This is a genomic window from Pseudomonas sp. S2_H10 (assembly GCF_054668285.1).
Map to the genome: position 1 here is coordinate 1,862,519 of NZ_CP162754.1, position 17,995 is coordinate 1,880,513.

Genomic DNA, 17,995 nt, shown 5'->3' on the forward strand with positions numbered 1-17,995 from the left:
GCTGCGTAAGGGATTCCCCTATCAACAATCAGGTGCAACCTGATATTCGCAATATCCAATAGCCATTAATGTGACGCCATTCTCATTGCATGAACGGAGTCAGGCTTTTGTGTGCGATCGCAAGTAAGTGGCCAACCACCCTCTCGTGTTCCCCAGCCTGCCTGTGGGCCAGTCGCAGCCCGTCCACCCGACGACTCGGCAATGCCGGGGTCCCGACCGCCCTCGTCGACACACACGATATCCCCTCATTTGCCATGACGTTGTGGAGATAAGTATGCCGAACGACCGTAAAGAGTGGGCCCTGCGGCTCCCGGAGTTTCTCGTCGAGGCTGAAACACTCCTGGCTAAAACCGAGGAATGCCTGAGTCATCTTCAACTGATCAGCAATGACAAGGACGCCATCGACTGCATGCTCAGTACGCTGCTCAAGCTGGCCAACAAGGCCGATGCCCTGGCATTGGCCGCCGTGTCGGAATTTTCCCTGCATATACATGGCCTGCTGAACCACGCACAGAACACCATGAGCCTGCACGACGAGGCGTTGAGCGCACTGAAAGACTGTCTGACCCTGATTGCCTGGCAACTCGAACTCATCGACCAGACCACCGGACAACTCAGCCTCGACGACAGCGAACAGGCCACCCTTATCGAAGCCTTCGCCTTTCAGGTCGGACAAAGCCGGTTCCAGCCACCGGTCAACGCCAGGCCGTTCACCCTCGTGTCCTATTCGGAACGTCAGGCGTGAACTGACCCAACTCTGCCGTCTGGCGTGACTGGGTTATCAATCCCGCACTGTTACTTGAGTGTGCACATGTCGCAAATGAATATCTCATAGCTATAAGCGACATCTTTCAACAACCACTTTTACTCATCGACTAGTTCACGACCGTATAGACAAGGGCATTGCCTGACCTCGGCATTCTGCCAACTTGCTGCATTATGGAACCATCGTCCAAACGGCTGAATTCCTGACTTCCCGGACATGTATACAGACGCGACCAACGGTATCTTAAGTGCTACTATGCCGCCTGTTAGTTGGCGCCAATTAATGGCAGTGTGGTTGCAGCCGGACACAGCTCGCTCCCGTTCGGGGCGAACTCTCCATTTAAAAGTACATTCCGTTGAAGTCGACGCTCCACATAAAAAAACAGGGGCCTGTCAGCCAGCATGACCGGTCAGCCCGCAGCGAACATCCATTGGCTCCATCCGCTATGCACGCCAGCCTCAAGTCAATCGCCACGTGGCCACCTTCCCGAGAAAATGCACGCACATTCACGCTGTTGCTATGCACCTTCTCGACGCTTGGCAGTTTGCTGGTCTATGGCTTGTCCATCCCTTTGCCCCTGCCATTGCTGCTGCTCGACATTGCCGCCCTGAGCAGCGTTGCCGTGCAGTACCGCCTCTCGCGCAAATCCATCAAGTTCCAGCCTCAGGAACTGGCCGACCGGCTGCTGCAGGTGCAGGAAAACGAACGTCACCGGTTGAGCCGCGAACTGCATGATGACATCGGCCAATTACTGACCGCCGCAAAGCTGCAAAGCGACTGGCTCAAGCGCCGGATGCCCGAAGAACTCCACGGGCAATGCTCGGTCCTGTGCGACACGCTGGAGGAAACCCTGGCCAAAGTGCGTGACGTCTCCGCCATTCTCAATCCCCGGCAGTTGACCAGCCTCGGGCTGGAAGCCAGTCTGCGCGCGCACTTGCTCAAGACCCTGGCCAACACCCCGGTGAACTGGAGCCTGGAATGCCAGCAGCGCCTGACCGGCATACCGGAGGAAATGGCCGTGGCCGCTTTCCGCATCACCCAGGAAGCGGTCACCAACATCCTGCGCCATGCCCAGGCCAAGAACCTGCTGGTATGCCTGCAGCGCCTGCCCCAAGGCCTGCAGTTGCAGATCCGCGATGATGGCCAGGGTTTCGCGCCGGCAACCGACCCAGGGCGCGAAGGGCAACGTGGCATGGCCGGGATGTCGGAACGGATCGACCAACTGGGCGGCACGCTGACCGTGACCAGCGAGCCGGGCAAAGGCACTCAAATCGAAGCTCTATTTCCCTGGGCGCCCCGTGCACTCGAACGGGCCAGTTCGAATAAGGTTATGCATTGACTTGTAATTTACTACTGGTGGATGACCACTCGCTGATCAGGGCTGGCGTGCGCGCCCTGGTGATGGACCTGCCCGGCTATGCCGTCATCGGTGAGGCCAGTGACGGCTCGCAGTTGCTCGAAATGGTCGCGCATCTGTCCCCGGATATTGTTCTGCTGGATATTTCGATGCGCCACACCGGCGGCCTCGAAGCCTTGCAGCAGCTCAAGCGGGTGCGCCCGCAGAGCAAGGTCCTGATCCTGTCGATGCACACCGACCCGACCCTGATCATGCAGGCGCTGGAATCCGGCGCCCACGGCTACCTGCTCAAGGACACCACGGCGACCGAACTCGAGCATGCGCTGGACGCCTTGCGCAACAACGAGCGCTATCTGAGCCCGGCCATTGCCCACACGGTGATCACTCAGGCGCTGACCCGCAACCAGAAGCACCAACCCGACCCTGCCGACTCGCACAACCTGACGGCACGTCAGCTGGAAATCCTGCGGTTGATCGTTCGCGGCAAATCCACCCGAGAGATCGCCAACGGTCTGGGGCTGAGCGTGAAGACCGTCGAAACCCACCGTTCGCAGATCATGAAGCGTTTGCAGATCTACGATGTGGCCGGCCTGGTGCTGTTTGCCGTGCGTGAACAAATCATCAGCCTTGATGACTAGGTACTTCACTGGCCCGTAGCAGCGGTGATTTTTCGGGCATATGCACGAGCAACGCCGCCGGGCGAACCGCGAAACGCAGGCTGTCCCCTTCAAGAGGCTCACCATCCAGGTTGATATAGAGCCCTTCCGAGACCTTGATCTCGACCCAGGGCAGGCGCGCACGGACAAACATGCTGTCGATGCCAAAGCCTTCGGTCAGCAGGTTTTTCAATGTAGCGACCACCTCCTGCGGTGCCGGCAAGATACTGATATCCAGCAAACCGTCGTCTACCAGCGCCTGCGGGCACAACTCCCGTCCACCACCTGCCTGCCGGCCATTGCCGATGCCCAGCGCCAGCAGATCGCCGCGCCATTGAAAACCCGGTCCCTGCAATTCACCGTAGGCGGTATGCAGCTCATTGAAGCGTGACAGGCCGGTAAACAGGTACGCCGCGCCGCCGAGGATTTTCTTCAGATCCTCCGGGGTGTTCGCTGTGACCTGGCTGCCAAACCCACCGGTCGCCATGTTCAGGAATACCTGCCCGTCGACCTCGCCCAGATCAATGGCAGTCGGCACCACATCTAGCAGCGCCAGCGCCTGATCGGGCTCCAGGGGCACGCCCGCCGCACGCGCAAAATCGTTGGCGGTTCCCAGCGGCATCAAAACCAGGCTGGCCGTTTTCGGATGCTCCGCCATGGCTTCGGCAATATCGCGCAAAGTGCCATCGCCGCCACCGGCAATGATGTGTCGATACCCTGCCGCCAACGCTTCGCCCACCAGTCTCTGCGCATCGCCAGCTTCCCAAGTCAATCGAACAGCCAGCTCCCAACCTTGCTCACGCCGGCTTTCGACAGCGGCGCGAACCGCCTCGTTGAGTGCCTGTTTGCCGTGCAGAATCAACAATGCCTTGCGATCGCCCATCAGTTCACTCCCGGTTTGGATGCCATCTGGGAGATGTTGACCGCAAAGGCTCGGTTAAAAGTCGCAGACAACCGAATTATTTCCATTCGGACAGTCTTGATCGCTACACAACAGGATTTTTCTTACAAAACATGAGGAATCGGCTCAATTGACCGGAAATCCGAATTGGGAGACTTTTGGGGGCCACAGCAGGACACCACAAGGACGTGCCATGCAAAGCCAAGACCTCGGATCAGCGGCCAGCACAAAGGCCACGGGAGAAATTGATATGGAACCGCGCGTCACCGAGCTGGAAACACACCTCAAGCACATACGCAGGGACATGGACGAAATCCGCGCTGACCTCAATTCCATCAAGCACAGGCTTGCCTACTCGGCATGCGGAACGATCGTGATCCTCGGCCTCCTTGGCTGGATCGCCAATAGCCGCTTCGAACAGGTCGTTTCATTGCTTCTGGCGAGTTGAATGACCATCAACCTGAAACCCGGTCAATCGACCGGGTTTCATGTAACAAAGGCGCTGCAATTTCAGCTCAGGACTTCGCTCAGTGGAATGAAGAAAACGCTGTCGCCCTGAACCAGTGTGCGACCTTCCAGGACTTCTACCAGCCCATCCGCCCAGGCAGCGCTGCGCAGCACGCCGGAACTCTGGTTTTTGTAGATAGTCGCCCTGCCGTTCTCCAGCCGCCCGCGCAAATACTCACGCCGATTGCCAGGCTGCGGCCAGTCAAACCCTGCCGGCACCTGCACCTTCAGTGGCTCAACCTCTTTTACACCCTGACGACGCAGGAGATATGGCCTGGTCAACAAGGCAAAGGTCACGAGGGTCGATGCCGGATTGCCCGGCAAGCCAATCACCGGCACCCCGCGAAAATGCCCGAACGTCAGCGGTTTCCCAGGCTTGATGGCGAGCTTCCACAGCGTCAACTCGCCCTCTTCGCGCAAGGCGATACCGAGAAAATCGGCTTCTCCCACCGATACGCCGCCGGTCGAGAGGATCAGGTCGACATCCTTCAACTCAGCCAATCGGGAACGGGTGGTTTGCAGATTGTCCGGCAGAATGCCCGCGTCGACGACCTCACACCCCAAACGCTGCAACCAGCTACACAACAACACCCGGTTGCTGTTGTAGATCTGTCCTGGCCCCAGCGTTTGCCCGGGTTCAATCAATTCGTCGCCGGTAGACAGCACCGCCACTCGCACCTTGCGAACCACTTCCAGCTCGGCGCACCCCAGCGAGGCAGCCAGCCCTTGCTCGATCGGCCCCAGCCGCGTACCCGCTGGCAGAATCAATTCGCCGACGGTGGCTTCCTGGCCTTGCGGGCGAATGTTCTGGCTTTGGGCCAGGGCTTGGGTGAAGCGCACTCGCTCATCGGCCTGAACCTCGGCGTTCTCCTGCATCTCGACACAATCGGCACCGGCGGGCACAGGTGCCCCGGTGAAAATGCGCGCACAGGTGCCTGGCTGCAACGGATCGGGGGCCTGGCCGGCAAACACCTTCTGGCTGACCGCCAACGGCTCTCCCGTCCAGTCCGCCATGCGCAAGGCATAACCGTCCATGGCACTGTTGGGCCAGGGCGGCAGGTCAAGGGTCGACAGCAGATCTTCAGCCAGTACACGCCCCTGTACCTGCGCCAACGGCAAGCGTTCACGCTCGACAATCCTTGAGGCCTCGGCCATTTCCAGCAAGCGCGCCAGCGCCTGCTCGACCGGCATCAGGCTGCCGGTCTTGCCAGGCTTACCCACGGGATTCACAAGGCGCAGCCTGTTTCAGGTGAGGCACGAAATTGCACGGACGATGCCGCGCATCCAGTTGCTCGGCCAGAATGCCGTCCCAACCGGTGCGCACGGCATTGGTCGAGCCCGGCAAACAGCAAACCAGCGTGCCATTGGCCAGACCGGCCAACGTCCGGGACTGAACGGTCGAGGTGCCGATATCGGCAACCGAGATCTGGCGGAACAGCTCGCCAAACCCATCAACCTGTTTGTCCAGCAGGCAACTGACGGCTTCCGGCGTGCTGTCACGCCCGGTAAAACCGGTGCCGCCGGTGATCAGGACAACCTGTACGACATCGTCGGCAATCCAGTTGGCGACTTGCGCGCGAATTTTGTAGAGATCATCTTTGAGCAACACCCGGGCTGCCAGGTTATGACCGGCAGCGGTCAAACGGTCGACAAAGAGCTGGCCCGAAGTGTCGGTGTCCAGTGTGCGGGTATCGCTGACAGTCAGCACAGCAATGTTCAGCGGTGCGAAAGGTACATCAGCCTTGGCTTTCATAGGCTCGTCCAGTTGTAGGAGAAACAGCCCGGTGTTATATCACAGCGCTCCGTTTTTTCGCCGCTCCCATGGAGAGCTGCCATGACCACGAATTCACAATTGCCGCCCTGCTCCATTCTGCTCCTGGCGGGCGGTCGCGGCCAACGCATGGGTGGCCAGGACAAAGGGTTGCTGGACTGGCGTGGCGAACCACTGATTGCGCATTTGCATCGCAAGACTCGCCCGCTGACCGATGACCTGATCATCTCCTGCAATCGCAACCTAGAGAAGTACGCCCCCTACGCCGACCAGTTGGTCCACGATGACGAGGGTGACTTCCCCGGGCCGCTGGCTGGAATTCGCGCTGGCCTCAAGGCTGCCCGGCACACCCACCTGCTGGTCCTGCCCTGTGACGTTCCGGGCATTGATGCGGCACTGATCGGCACGATGCGCGAGACCGCCAACCTGCACCCGGACAAGCCGCTGATGGTGCGGCATGACGAGCACTGGGAGCCATTGTTGTGTGTAATTCCCGTGCTGCACGGGGCAGCCTTTGAACAGGCCTGGAACGAGGGTGAGCGCAGCCCTGGCCGATTGATGCGCAAGCTCGGCGCGACCGCGCTGCAATGTCCCGACAAAGACCCGCGGCTGGCCAACCTCAACACGCCGGAACTATTAAGCGGTCATGACACTGTGTCAGACTGACGGTGATCCGGAACTTGCGCGGGCGGTACACGTCTCAAGTTCAGTAACCAAAGATTTCTTATTCGGAGACACACACTCATGACTCAACGGACCCTCGCCACTTTCATGCTCGCACTCGGCCTGGCCACCCTCGCCGGTTGCGCATCACCTACGGTGATCACCTTGAATGACGGTCGCGAAATCCAGGCCGTCGACACGCCAGAGTTCGACAAGGATTCCGGTTTCTACGAATTCGAACAGCTTGACGGCAAGCAGACCCGCATCAACAAGGATCAGGTTCGTACCGTTAAAGAGCTGTAATCCGACGCTGCCGGATACAGAAAAGCCCGCTTGATGCGGGCTTTTTCATGCCTGAAGCACGGCACTGCAGGGGCGCTTTCCTGATCACCATTGCAGGGTGATTTCACTCTCGAACACTCGCTCCTGGCCCGTGACCGGATCGATGAACTTCAGCCCCTGAGCCAACAGTTTCAAAGGATTGGCGTAGTCATCCTGCGCATCCTTGAGCACCTCGGGGTAAAACGGGTCGTTGCAGATAGCGGCGCCCAACGCGGCCATGTGTACCCGCAACTGATGTTTCTTGCCCGTCACCGGGTAAAGACCATAACGCCAGAGATCGCCCTGTTTCTCCCTGACTTCGACCGCCGTCTCGGTGTTGCTGGCCCCAGGCCCTTCCTGCATGCGGAAGAACGGCTCGCCATCGACCAGCCGGCTTTTATGCACCAACGGGAAAGCAACGTCGGGCAACGCCGCTGCGATGGCCTCGTAGCGTTTTTCGATCCGACGGGTAGGAAACAACGACTGATAAGCCGAGCGGCTCTGCGGATTGGCGGAAAACAGGACCAGCCCTGCGGTATGCCGGTCGATGCGATGCAATGGCACCAGGTGCGGATTGTCCAGGCGACGGATCAAGCGCCTCAGCAGCGTCTGTTCGACGTATTCGCCCGCCGGCGTCACGGGTAGAAAATGCGGTTTGTCCGCCACCACCAGATGCTCGTCCGCGTACAGGATCGACTCGGTCACCGGAATCGGCTTCTCATCCGGCACTTCGCGAAAATAATGAATCCGCAAACCTTCCTTGTAGGCCAGATCGAGGGCGATCGGCTTGCCCTGCCCATCGAGGACCCGGCCACGGGCGATTCTGTCCAGCCATTGTTCACGACCGATGGCGCTGAAATGCTCACACAGGCAATCGACAACGGTGTGCCACGGGCCAGGTGGCAAGTAGAGCGTACTGGCCTGACTGTGTGCCGCGGAAAAAGAAGAAGTGGACATACGAAAGCTCTAACCCTCAGTGCAGGGCAGCATTATCCAACAGCAGCGGAAATGAACCTAGAGGAGATTCCTCAAGCCGGGATCTGCGTGCGTGCCGCGGCTTCGGTGTACTCCTTGAGCCAGCGCAGTACATCGACCGCCTCCCAGCGAGCCGGGTCATAAAGGGCGTAAAGCAATCCCTGGTAACCCACGACATCGAGTTGCCGGTGATAGCCCGCGCGTTGAAACAAAGCTTCGATTTCAGCGAAACAGGTATTGAAATGCGTTTTGTTGAAGGGCGTTTTCCCCTCGGTCACCAGTCCGTCCAGGCGCAACTCCAGGACGGCCTCGCGCACGATGTCCGCGGACATCCGGTTCACGCTGTTCTTCAACTGTTCGACATTGACCACTATTCATCCCTCTCACGCCCGGGGCCGCCTGCTTACTTCCGAAAATCGGCTACGGCAAGGCAGGCACCGCGAATAACTGTATGCGCATACAGTATCCGATCAACACCGATTAAGCCAAGGGGATCAATCGCAAAGTTCGACAGGCGGGACATGCCGCCAGGGCAAAACCGCTTAACGCAGGAACGCCACCACCTCATCGGCACTGAACGGCCAGCCCAGTTCGGCACCGGTGTCGACTCGCCGCAACACCGGAATACGCAGGCTGTAGGCGGCGAACCAGGATTCATCCTCAGCGATGTCCACCAGTTCCACCAGCAGGCCACGCTCGACAAACTCCATCAGCATGGCTTCGGCTACTTCACAGAGATGGCATCCAAGGGTGCCGAACAGCTGACATTCGGGAAGCATGAGCGCTCAACCAGAAAATGAAGTGACCATTCTAGGCCTGCCCCGAAAAACCGTCGAGCCATTGAATCTCCTGCCCGGATGCCACCAACGATGAAGAGACCCGAGTCAGTCCTGACTCACGGCGCCGATCTTGTGGATCGACAGGTCCGCGCCGTAATACTCCTGTTCCTGGCTCAGGCGCAAGCCATGCAGCGCCTTGATCACGCCATACACCGCGAAGCCGCCGACCAGTGCCACAGTCACGCCCAGTGCAGTGCCGATCAACTGACTGATCAGACTGACTCCACCCAGCCCGCCCAGCGCGCTCTGGCCGAAAATGCCGCAGGCAATGCCGCCCCATACACCGCACAAGCCATGCAAAGGCCAGACACCCAACACATCGTCGATGCGCCATTTGACCTGGGCGGCGGTAAAGCACCAGACAAACAAGGCGCCCGCGACGGCGCCAGTGACCAGCGCGCCGACAGGATGCATCAGGTCGGACCCGGCACAGATTGCCACGAGCCCCGCCAACGGGCCGTTGTGCAGGAAACCGGGGTCGTTGCGCCCGACAATCAGCGCCGCCACCGTACCGCCAACCATGGCCATCAGCGAGTTCACCGCCACCAGTCCGCTGACGCCTTGCAGGGTTTGCGCGCTCATGACGTTGAAGCCGAACCAGCCAACGATCAGGATCCACGAGCCCAACGCCAGAAACGGGATGCTCGAGGGTGCGAACGCGACCAGCCGTCCCTCGCGATAGCGGCCATTGCGCGGCCCGAGCAACAGCACCGCCGCCAGTGCCAGCCAACCGCCCATGGCATGCACCACCACTGATCCTGCGAAATCATGGAAACCGGCGCCAAAGCGCTCCAGCAACCAGGCCTGCAAGCCCAGGTTGCCGTTCCAGACCATGCCTTCGAAGAACGGATAGATGAACGCGACGATCAATGCGGTTGCACACAGTTGGGGAACAAACCGGGCGCGCTCGGCGATCCCTCCGGAAATGATCGCCGGGATCGCCGCAGCAAAGGTCAACAGGAAGAAAAATTTCACCAGCCCATAACCATGATCGGCATTTAGCACGGCCGCCGGTTGCATGAACGTCACGCCATAAGAAATCCAATAGCCTATAAAGAAGTAGGCCAGTGTCGATACGGCGAAGTCGCTGAGGATTTTCGACAACGCATTGACCTGGTTTTTCTGTCGCACGGTTCCGACTTCAAGAAAGGCAAAACCGGCGTGCATGGCCAGAACCATGACCGCACCGATCAGAATGAACAGCGTGTTGGAACTATGGACCAGGGTGTCCACTGCGCTTTGCAGATTTTCCATGGGATGGGCAGACCTTATGGCAGAAAAAAGCACCAAAGCAGTTCGCGACGACCATCCATGCACCAAGTTGCGGCTTCGAAGCATCAGAGGACTGAACTCGTCGAACCACTTTGGCGCACGGACACCGTCCAGGAAAAACCTGCCCCGGACGTTTGCGCGAGTTTTTGATTGTTGGTCCTACGGTTTTACTGAAATCATGCCCGGCTATAGCGCAATGGTGCGGACCGGCGCACCACGACACAGCAAAAGTTGTACCAGTCATTTGTACTGAACCTTCGCCGAAGGCTCATACTCGAACACATCAGAAAGCCACTTATGGAGATCCCCCATGGCCCGCACCCAGGCAAAGACTGCTCAAGAAATCCTGATGAACGACTTTCAGACACTGGTCAGCGATACCGAACGCTTGCTGGAGCACACCGCGACCCTGGCAGGTGACCAGGCCGACGAGTTGCGCGAGCAGATTCACGACAGTCTCCTGCGCGCCCGTGAAACCCTGAAACTGACCGAAGACTCCCTGCGCGAACGCGGCAAGGCTGCTGTCACCGCCACGGAGGACTATGTCCAGGCCAACCCTTGGCAATCCGTCGGCATCGCGGCCGGTGTGGGATTCCTGATCGGCCTGCTGGCCAGCCGGCGCTGATATGTCGATCGGCGAATCCGGCCCGTCCATGACGGGAACAAGCTCCTCATCGCGGCGCCTGGGTGCTGCCTTCCTTGGGTTGCTGCACAGTCATGTCGAACTGTTCGGCATCGAATTGCAGGAACAGAAAGCCCGCACCGTCAGCCTGTTGCTGTTTGCCGGCCTGGCGCTGGTGTTTGCCTTGCTGTTGTTGGTGGGGCTGTCGACGCTGGTGCTCATCCTGTTCTGGGATACGTATCGCCTGGCCGCGATCATCGGGCTCTGTGTGTTCTACACCCTCGCCGCCATCTTCTGTGGAATGCGCTTGAGAGCGGCGATTTTCGATGAGTCCTCGCCCTTCCACGGCACCCTGGAAGAGCTGGCCAACGATCGGGAGCGCCTGCTGCCATGAGCCTGCCTGAATTGCCACAAAACAGCTCACGCACGGAAATGCGCAAGGCGCTGATCCGCCTGCGCATGGAAATGCATCGCCAGGAAATCCGCCACGAATCCGCGCAACTGCTGCAGCCTTTGCAACGGGTACGTGGAATGACGCAAAACCTGCAGGACGGTTTCGGCATCAAACACGCGCCACTCTGGGGCGTGGCCGCCGTCACCCTGCTGGGTTTTCTGACCGGCAAGGGTGCAAAAAACGGCGGAGGCCTGAGCAGCCTGACCAGGCTGGTCCGCCTCGGCACCACATTGGGGCCGCTGATCAAACTGATCATGCAGGGTTCTTCACGCAAAGACTGATCTTGACGCACGCTTGCAATGTTCACGGAATGCCCCCCTCCATCGAGGGGCGCAATCCTGTGCGCCTGCCCGGCTGCTCATCGATATCGACTTCACCGGCTCCCGTTCCCCTTGCAGGTCCGCGCGCGAAACGGGAAGCTAGGCCATCAGTCACCTGACGGAGAGACCCCGCCTTGGATTGGCACACCCTGCTCACCCGCGAACGCCTCGGAAAACCTCTGCACAGCCCGGAAGAACTCGGCCGCAGCCCTTTTCACAAAGACCACGACCGCATCATTTTCTCGGGGGCTTTCCGCCGCCTCGGGCGCAAGACCCAGGTCCATCCGGTGTCCAGCAACGATCACATTCATACGCGCCTGACCCACTCGCTGGAAGTCAGTTGCGTGGGGCGCTCACTGGGCATGCGGGTCGGTGAAACCATCCGCAACACCCTGCCCGACTGGTGCGAACCCAGCGACCTGGGAATGGTGGTGCAATCGGCCTGCCTGGCGCACGACATCGGCAACCCGCCTTTCGGCCATTCCGGTGAAGACGCGATCCGCCACTGGTTCCAGCAGGCCGCCGGGCGTGGCTGGCTGGATGCAATGAGTGAAGCCGAGCGCAATGACTTCCTGAATTTCGAAGGCAATGCCCAGGGCTTTCGGGTGCTCACTCAACTGGAGTACCACCAGTTCGACGGCGGCACCCGACTGACCTATGCAACGCTGGGCACCTACCTGAAGTATCCATGGACGGCCAAGCACGCCGACTCGCTGGGCTACAAGAAACACAAGTTCGGCTGTTATCAGAGCGAGCTGCCGCTACTGGAGCAGATCGCCCAGAAACTCGGCTTGCCGCAACTGGAGGAGCAACGCTGGGCGCGGCATCCGCTGGTGTACCTGATGGAAGCCGCCGACGACATCTGCTATGCGCTGATCGACCTGGAAGACGGCCTGGAAATGGAGTTGCTGGAATACGCCGAAGTCGAGTCCCTGCTGCTGGGCCTGGTGGGCGACGACTTGCCGGAGACCTACCGCCAACTCGGCCCCGGCGACTCGCGTCGACGCAAGCTGGCGATCCTGCGCGGCAAAGCCATCGAACACCTGACCAATGCCGCAGCCCGCGCCTTCGTCGAGCAACAGGACGCACTGCTGGCCGGCACATTGCCCGGCGACCTGGTGGAGCACATGCACGGCCCCGCCAAACGTTGTGTGCTGAACGCCAAGGACATGGCCCGCAAGAAAATCTTCCAGGACAAGCGCAAGACCCTGCACGAAATCGGCGCCTACACCACGCTGGAAATCCTGCTCAACGCCTTTTGCGGCGCAGCTCTGGAGCAGCACAACGGTCGGACTCCGTCGTTCAAAAGCCGGCGCATTCTTGATCTGCTGGGTAACAATGCTCCCGACCCTCACGGCCCGCTGCACACCTCCTTTTTACGCATGATTGATTTCATCGCAGGCATGACTGACAGTTATGCCAGTGACATGGCCTTGGAAATGACCGGACGCGCCAGCCACTGAGGTGTATCGAGTGATCAGCCATTGCGGCATTCGTTATGGCTGATCCCCCCTTCAACAACCAACAGCGCTCAAGCTTCGTCGAATCGCCCTACAACACATGGCGAGCGAACTGATCGCTTGTCCGCCACTCTCGCGAAACAATCCCCATTCCTTCTGTTCGACAGATGAAGTGCGCCCCATGGCCGAAGACGATCTACGCATCCTCGTGGTGGAGGACCACCCCTTTCAACTCATAGCGACTCAATATCTGCTGGAAAGTTATGGCTTCACCCGACTGACGACCACCGACAGCGCCAAAGGCGCCATGCAGCGAATGCTCGAGGTCGACCAGCCATTCGACATTCTTTTATGCGATCAATGCCTGCCTGATCTGACAGGACTCGATCTGGTCCGGTTCGCCGGCCGGCAAGGGCTGATCAAGCATGCAATCCTTCTGAGCAGCCTGACGACCTGCGAACTGGACGAATTGGTAAAAACGGCCACTGAAGACGGATTGCCATTATTGGGTTACTTGATAAAACCTTTGAAACAATCTGAATTTAGAGACTTGTTGACCTCAGCATCAACATAAGAAATAGACATATATAAAAAACCGACAAAGACACTACGTAAAACTTACAAACAACCTTCTCAAAAAACGCACTAGATAACTGATTTTTCCTATCCTTCCTAATAAGAAACCTAGTTAATGCGTAGTCCTATTCCTTTTAATTTGTAGGACTTCTCCTAAATTGCTGCTACAGCTCGGTCCGTTCATGCGTCCCTGCAAGTATCTGAGCTAAGGTGCGCGCTTTATTTGAGCTCGCATGGGACTTGATTATGAACTCCGTTTTTATTGTCGACGATCACCCGGTTATCCGCCTTGCTGTTCGAATGCTGCTGGAACACGAAGGTTACAAAGTTGTCGGCGAAACTGATAATGGGGTCGACGCCATGCAGATGGTTCGCGAATGCATGCCGGACCTGGTCATTCTCGACATCAGCATTCCAAAACTCGATGGTCTGGAAGTGCTTTCCCGCTTCAACGCAATGAGCAACCCTCCTAAAACACTGGTACTGACTGCACAATGCCCGACACTCTTCGGTATTCGCTGCATGCAATCCGGTGCCTCGGGTTATGTCTGCAAACAAGAAGACATCAGTGAACTGGTCAGTTCCATAAGAGCGGTATTTTCAGGTTACAACTATTTCCCGAGTGAGGCATTGAACCCCATCCATGGCGATGAAACACGCTGTATTGAATTGGAACTTTTCAAATCCGTAAACGACCGGGAACTGATGGTCTTGCAACTTTTTGCCCAAGGTCGCACAAACAAGGAGATCGCCAAGGGCATGTTTCTGAGCAACAAGACCGTGAGCACTTACAAAAAGCGCCTCATGCAAAAACTCAAAGCCAAATCCCTGGTTGAACTGATCGAGATGGCAAAACGTAACGCACTCGTGTGAGAACCTGGATGCCCAGCCGCTTGAAGGTCTACCTGATTCAATTGACCGCAGGTCTATGCGTGTGTACCTCGTTGTTCGGGGCACCGGCCAATGAAAATTACACCCTGCTCAGCCGCTCGAAGGCCGGGGCTCTGGAGATTCGACTGGATGAATCCCAGCGCCAATGGATAAAAAACAAAAATCAGCTGACGCTCGGCACCTCAGCCCCCGACTATCCTCCTTTCGACCTGACCACCAGCGGCCAGGACTATGAAGGGTTTACCGCCGATTACGCCGGTCTTCTGGAAAAAGTAACCGGTTTGCCCATCAAGGTTCAGCGCTTCGATTCCCGAGGGGCCGCGATCGCTGCGCTGCAGAACGGCGATGTCGATCTGCTTGGCACCGCCAATGGATTCGAAGCCGGCATTGCCGGCATCACACTGTCCATACCCTATGCCGTCGACCAACCCGTGTTGGTGACCCGCGAAGGAGAAACCCGATCCCTGACCGATGGCCTGGCCGGATTGCGCCTGAGCATGGTGTATCACTACTTGCCGCTGGAGGAAGTCAAGGCGCTGTATCCAAAGGCCATCATCACGTCCTATCCGTCCTACCAGAATGCGATCAACGCCGTTGCATTCGATCAGGCGGACGTGTTTCTCGGTGACACGATTTCAACGCACTACATGATCAACAAGGGGTACCTGAACAACATCCGGATGGCCAACTTCGGCAAACATGAAGCCCATGGCTTCAGCTTTGCCGTCAGCAGGAACAACCCCGAGCTGCTCGTCATCATCAACGCGATGATCAGGGCCATCCCCCCCAGCGAACGTGAAAACATCGCCAAACGCTGGAGCGCCGGCAGCGACATCCTGCTGACCGATCAAAAACTGCAGCTCACTGATCGGGAAGAACGCTGGCTGGCGCACCACCCGACTGTGCGAGTCGTCGTCAACGAAGCTTTTGCACCCCTGTCGTTTTTCGACAGCGATGGCAACTTTCGCGGAGTCACCGCAGATTTGCTTGAGCTGATCAGGCTGCGCACCGGTTTGCGCTTTGACATCCAGCGCAGTCGAAGCGATCACGAGATGATCAAACAGATCAAGGACGAAAAGGCCGATGTGATCGCCGCGTTGCTCCCCAGCGCCAAACGTCAGACCCAACTGAACTTTACCCGCCCCTTTCTGGAAAATTCCTACGTCCTGCTGACCCGCAAAGCCGTCGACAGCCCGACCAACCTCGAGCAGTTGCAGGGCAAACGCCTGGCCATTGCCCGCGGCAATCCACTCATGGATTACCTGCGCAAAGAATTTCCCCGGATCAAATTGATCGAAGCCGCGGACACCTTCAGCGCCGTAGAGCTGCTCGACGAAGGTCAGGCCGAGGGCGCGGTGAACTCACTGGTGATTGCCAACTACTTCATTTCGTCACGGCTGTTCGAGCACTCATTGCAAATCAGCACCACCATCGGCACCGAGCAGGCAGCGTTTTCCCTTGCCACCGCCCGGGGTGCCAGAGAGCTCAACGCCATTCTGAACAAGGCGTTACTGAGCATCTCGCCTGAAGAGCTGGGCGTCATCAACAGTCGTTGGCGCGGCTATTCGGCGTCCTCGCAAAGTACCTGGCGCAACTATCAAAGACTGTTCTACCAAATCGCCATCGGTGCCGGTGCGCTATTGCTGATTTCCATTGCGTGGAACGACTACATGCGACGCCAGATCAAGCAGCGCAAGGCCGCCGAGCGAGCCTTGAACGATCAGTTCGAGTTCATGCGCTCGCTGGTCAACGGCACCCCTCATCCGATCTACGTACGTGATCGCCAGGGGCTGCTGCAAAGTTGCAACGACAGTTACCTGCAAGCGTTCTGCGCCAGGCGTGAAGATGTCATCGGCAAAAGCGTCATGCACGGATCGATGAGCAATGTGTTCGAAGCCCGGGAGTATCAGGCTGACTACCAGCGCGTAGTGGCCGAGGGCAGACCGCTGATCGTCGATCGCGAACTGCACATAGGTGGCCGGCGGCTGACGATCTATCACTGGATTCTTCCCTACCGCGATTCCAGCGCGAAAGTGCAAGGCATTATCGGTGGCTGGATCGACATCAGCGAACGGCGGCAGCTGCTCGATGACCTGCGTTGCGCGAAAGAGCGCGCCGATAACGCCAACCGGGCCAAAAGCACGTTTCTGGCTACGATGAGCCATGAGATCCGCACGCCGATGAACGCAATCATCGGCATGCTTGAACTGACCCTCAAGCGTCTTGATCACCAGCACCCGGAGCGTCCGGCCATCGATGTCGCGCACAACTCGGCGAAAGGATTGCTGGAACTGATCGGCGACATCCTCGACATAGCCAGAATCGAATCCGGGCGCTTGAGCCTGAGCCCGGAGCGCGTCAATCCGGGTGAACTCGTGGCCTCGGTCGTGCGGATTTTCGATGGCCTGGCCCGACAGAAGGAACTCGAACTGATATTGGAATTTTCTCCGGCCACCCCGACCTTCGATGTGTTGTTGGACCCTTTACGCTTCAAGCAGGTGCTGTCCAACCTGATCAGCAATGCCATCAAGTTTACCGAGCAAGGCCAGGTCCGGATCATTGTCGACCTGCACCCGGCAACGCTGCCTGATCGCGCGCAAATGCGGGTGCAGGTCCACGACAGCGGTATCGGGATCAGTGAACAGGATCAATACCGGCTGTTCGAACCTTTCGCCCAGGCCGACAACGCCATTCAATCGGCCAGGGGCGGCGCGGGACTGGGGCTGGTCATCAGCCGCAACCTCTGCGAGATGATGGGCGGCAGTCTGCAATTGCGCAGCGAACCGGGCGTCGGCACCCAGGTGGAGGTATCGCTGCAGCTGGAAACGTTGCCGCTGCAACCCTCAGCCCAGGTGGCCGAAACGCAAATTGTCGTTGCCACAACCCCTTTGAATGTTCTGGTCGTCGACGATCACTCGGCCAATCGCTTGCTCACCTGCCAGCAACTGGAGTTCCTTGGCCATCGATTTACCGTTGCGGCCGATGGTCAGGAGGGATTGGAGGCTTGGAAAGGCCAACCGTTCGATCTGGTGATCGCCGATTGCAACATGCCGGTCATGAACGGTTACGAGCTGGCCCGCGCCATTCGAAAGCAGGAAAGACAAAACCATCGTCCTCCCTGCACCGTGCTCGGCTTTACCGCCAACGCCCAACCGGAAGAAATCCAACGCTGCAAGCAAGCCGGGATGGACGACTGCCTGTTCAAACCCCTCAGCCTCGGCGCCTTGAGTCAGTGGCTGGAAAACATTCAACCCACCCGGATAGCCCCGGCGTTCAGCCTGCACGGATTGAAACTGCTGACCGGCGGCAATCCGGTGTTGAACCGCAGATTGCTCAATGAACTGGTGAACAGCAACCGCCAGGATCTGCAAACGCTGTTGTCGCTATCCAGCTCCGGGGATACGCAGGCGCTGCTGGATATTGCCCACAAAATCAAAGGCGCAGCCCGGATCGTGCAGGCCTCCCCCCTGATCGACCGCTGCGAGGCGCTCGAAGCTGCCTGCCATGAGGATTTCGCTCACGAAAAAGTGGCTGGATGCTGCAAATTCATGGAGCGCACGATGCTTGAGTTGGAGGACGCGTTAATACGTCAGATCGCCCATTACGACGAAGGCAAAATCGCAGAGCCTTAACTATGCTTGGAC

Annotated in this window: 20 protein-coding genes; 13 read left to right on the forward strand and 7 right to left on the reverse strand. The window is 58.4% G+C overall.

Translation table 11 applies throughout. The annotated features are described in order from the left end of the window. Window positions 1–274 precede the first annotated feature (274 nt). The 3 genes from AB4O16_RS08070 (at window position 275) to AB4O16_RS08080 (ending at window position 2,761) form a co-directional block, all read left to right on the forward strand. Entirely contained in the window at window positions 275–745 is a 471-nt protein-coding gene (locus AB4O16_RS08070; RefSeq protein ID WP_160389333.1) for a hypothetical protein, read from the forward strand. A 466-nt stretch (window positions 746–1,211) separates the two neighbouring features. After that, entirely contained in the window at window positions 1,212–2,105 is an 894-nt protein-coding gene (locus AB4O16_RS08075) for a sensor histidine kinase (protein ID WP_160389340.1), read from the forward strand. Next, complete coding sequence (locus tag AB4O16_RS08080) at window positions 2,102–2,761, forward strand: response regulator (RefSeq protein WP_460157489.1); 660 nt, start codon at window positions 2,102–2,104, stop codon at window positions 2,759–2,761. The genes AB4O16_RS08075 and AB4O16_RS08080 overlap by 4 nt, the downstream gene beginning before the upstream one ends. On the opposite strand, the gene yegS is transcribed toward AB4O16_RS08080, so the two are convergent. Beyond that, the gene (yegS, locus tag AB4O16_RS08085) at window positions 2,745–3,662 is read right to left on the reverse strand and encodes a lipid kinase YegS (protein ID WP_460157490.1); all 918 of its coding nucleotides are present in this window, start codon (window positions 3,660–3,662) and stop codon (window positions 2,745–2,747) included. The genes AB4O16_RS08080 and yegS overlap by 17 nt on opposite strands. Before the next feature lie 211 nt (window positions 3,663–3,873). Between yegS and AB4O16_RS08090 the strand changes: the two genes are divergently transcribed. Then, window positions 3,874–4,128 (forward strand): hypothetical protein, encoded by a 255-nt coding sequence (locus AB4O16_RS08090; protein ID WP_256678338.1) that lies wholly within the window; start codon window positions 3,874–3,876, stop codon window positions 4,126–4,128. A gap of 62 nt (window positions 4,129–4,190) precedes the next feature. On the opposite strand, the gene AB4O16_RS08095 is transcribed toward AB4O16_RS08090, so the two are convergent. Next, complete coding sequence (locus tag AB4O16_RS08095) at window positions 4,191–5,378, reverse strand: molybdopterin molybdotransferase MoeA (protein WP_460158043.1); 1,188 nt, start codon at window positions 5,376–5,378, stop codon at window positions 4,191–4,193. A 22-nt stretch (window positions 5,379–5,400) separates the two neighbouring features. Next, window positions 5,401–5,940 carry a molybdenum cofactor biosynthesis protein B gene (gene moaB / locus AB4O16_RS08100; RefSeq protein ID WP_160389330.1) on the reverse strand — a complete coding sequence of 180 codons (540 nt, stop codon included), beginning with the start codon at window positions 5,938–5,940 and terminating at the stop codon, window positions 5,401–5,403. 81 nt (window positions 5,941–6,021) lie between these two features. Here moaB and mobA point away from each other — a divergent pair, with 81 nt between their 5' ends. After that, on the forward strand, window positions 6,022–6,624 hold the full coding sequence (mobA, locus tag AB4O16_RS08105; protein ID WP_160389329.1) for a molybdenum cofactor guanylyltransferase MobA: 603 nt from the start codon (window positions 6,022–6,024) through the stop codon (window positions 6,622–6,624). 78 nt (window positions 6,625–6,702) lie between these two features. Beyond that, window positions 6,703–6,924 (forward strand): YgdI/YgdR family lipoprotein, encoded by a 222-nt coding sequence (locus tag AB4O16_RS08110; RefSeq protein ID WP_160389328.1) that lies wholly within the window; start codon window positions 6,703–6,705, stop codon window positions 6,922–6,924. 84 nt (window positions 6,925–7,008) lie between these two features. Here AB4O16_RS08110 and AB4O16_RS08115 read toward each other — a convergent pair whose 3' ends face one another. The 4 genes from AB4O16_RS08115 to AB4O16_RS08130 all read right to left on the reverse strand — a co-directional run bounded on the left by AB4O16_RS08115 (window position 7,009) and on the right by AB4O16_RS08130 (window position 10,010). Further along, window positions 7,009–7,899: a pseudouridine synthase gene (locus tag AB4O16_RS08115; protein WP_460157491.1), complete on the reverse strand. Its 891-nt coding sequence runs from the start codon at window positions 7,897–7,899 to the stop codon at window positions 7,009–7,011. A gap of 71 nt (window positions 7,900–7,970) precedes the next feature. After that, window positions 7,971–8,288, reverse strand: coding sequence for a transcriptional regulator (locus AB4O16_RS08120; protein ID WP_104448902.1), 318 nt, complete (start codon window positions 8,286–8,288; stop codon window positions 7,971–7,973). Window positions 8,289–8,459: 171 nt separating this feature from the next. Beyond that, on the reverse strand, window positions 8,460–8,696 hold the full coding sequence (locus AB4O16_RS08125; RefSeq protein ID WP_160389326.1) for a glutaredoxin family protein: 237 nt from the start codon (window positions 8,694–8,696) through the stop codon (window positions 8,460–8,462). Window positions 8,697–8,801: 105 nt separating this feature from the next. Beyond that, the gene (locus AB4O16_RS08130; protein WP_460157492.1) at window positions 8,802–10,010 is read right to left on the reverse strand and encodes an ammonium transporter; all 1,209 of its coding nucleotides are present in this window, start codon (window positions 10,008–10,010) and stop codon (window positions 8,802–8,804) included. A 328-nt stretch (window positions 10,011–10,338) separates the two neighbouring features. Here AB4O16_RS08130 and AB4O16_RS08135 point away from each other — a divergent pair, with 328 nt between their 5' ends. The 7 genes from AB4O16_RS08135 (at window position 10,339) to AB4O16_RS08165 (ending at window position 17,983) form a co-directional block, all read left to right on the forward strand. Continuing rightward, on the forward strand, window positions 10,339–10,653 hold the full coding sequence (locus AB4O16_RS08135) for an ElaB/YgaM/YqjD family protein (protein ID WP_007983472.1): 315 nt from the start codon (window positions 10,339–10,341) through the stop codon (window positions 10,651–10,653). A gap of 1 nt (window position 10,654) precedes the next feature. Then, complete coding sequence (locus AB4O16_RS08140) at window positions 10,655–11,044, forward strand: phage holin family protein (protein ID WP_160389324.1); 390 nt, start codon at window positions 10,655–10,657, stop codon at window positions 11,042–11,044. Then, the gene (locus tag AB4O16_RS08145; protein WP_150718135.1) at window positions 11,041–11,385 is read left to right on the forward strand and encodes a hypothetical protein; all 345 of its coding nucleotides are present in this window, start codon (window positions 11,041–11,043) and stop codon (window positions 11,383–11,385) included. The genes AB4O16_RS08140 and AB4O16_RS08145 overlap by 4 nt, the downstream gene beginning before the upstream one ends. A 173-nt stretch (window positions 11,386–11,558) precedes the next feature. Then, entirely contained in the window at window positions 11,559–12,887 is a 1,329-nt protein-coding gene (locus tag AB4O16_RS08150; RefSeq protein ID WP_150718134.1) for a deoxyguanosinetriphosphate triphosphohydrolase, read from the forward strand. 178 nt (window positions 12,888–13,065) lie between these two features. Then, the gene (locus AB4O16_RS08155) at window positions 13,066–13,458 is read left to right on the forward strand and encodes a response regulator (protein WP_160389323.1); all 393 of its coding nucleotides are present in this window, start codon (window positions 13,066–13,068) and stop codon (window positions 13,456–13,458) included. 248 nt (window positions 13,459–13,706) lie between these two features. Next, window positions 13,707–14,333 (forward strand): response regulator transcription factor, encoded by a 627-nt coding sequence (locus AB4O16_RS08160; RefSeq protein WP_150718132.1) that lies wholly within the window; start codon window positions 13,707–13,709, stop codon window positions 14,331–14,333. A gap of 8 nt (window positions 14,334–14,341) precedes the next feature. Continuing rightward, window positions 14,342–17,983: a transporter substrate-binding domain-containing protein gene (locus AB4O16_RS08165; protein ID WP_460157493.1), complete on the forward strand. Its 3,642-nt coding sequence runs from the start codon at window positions 14,342–14,344 to the stop codon at window positions 17,981–17,983. Window positions 17,984–17,995: the final 12 nt, after the last annotated feature.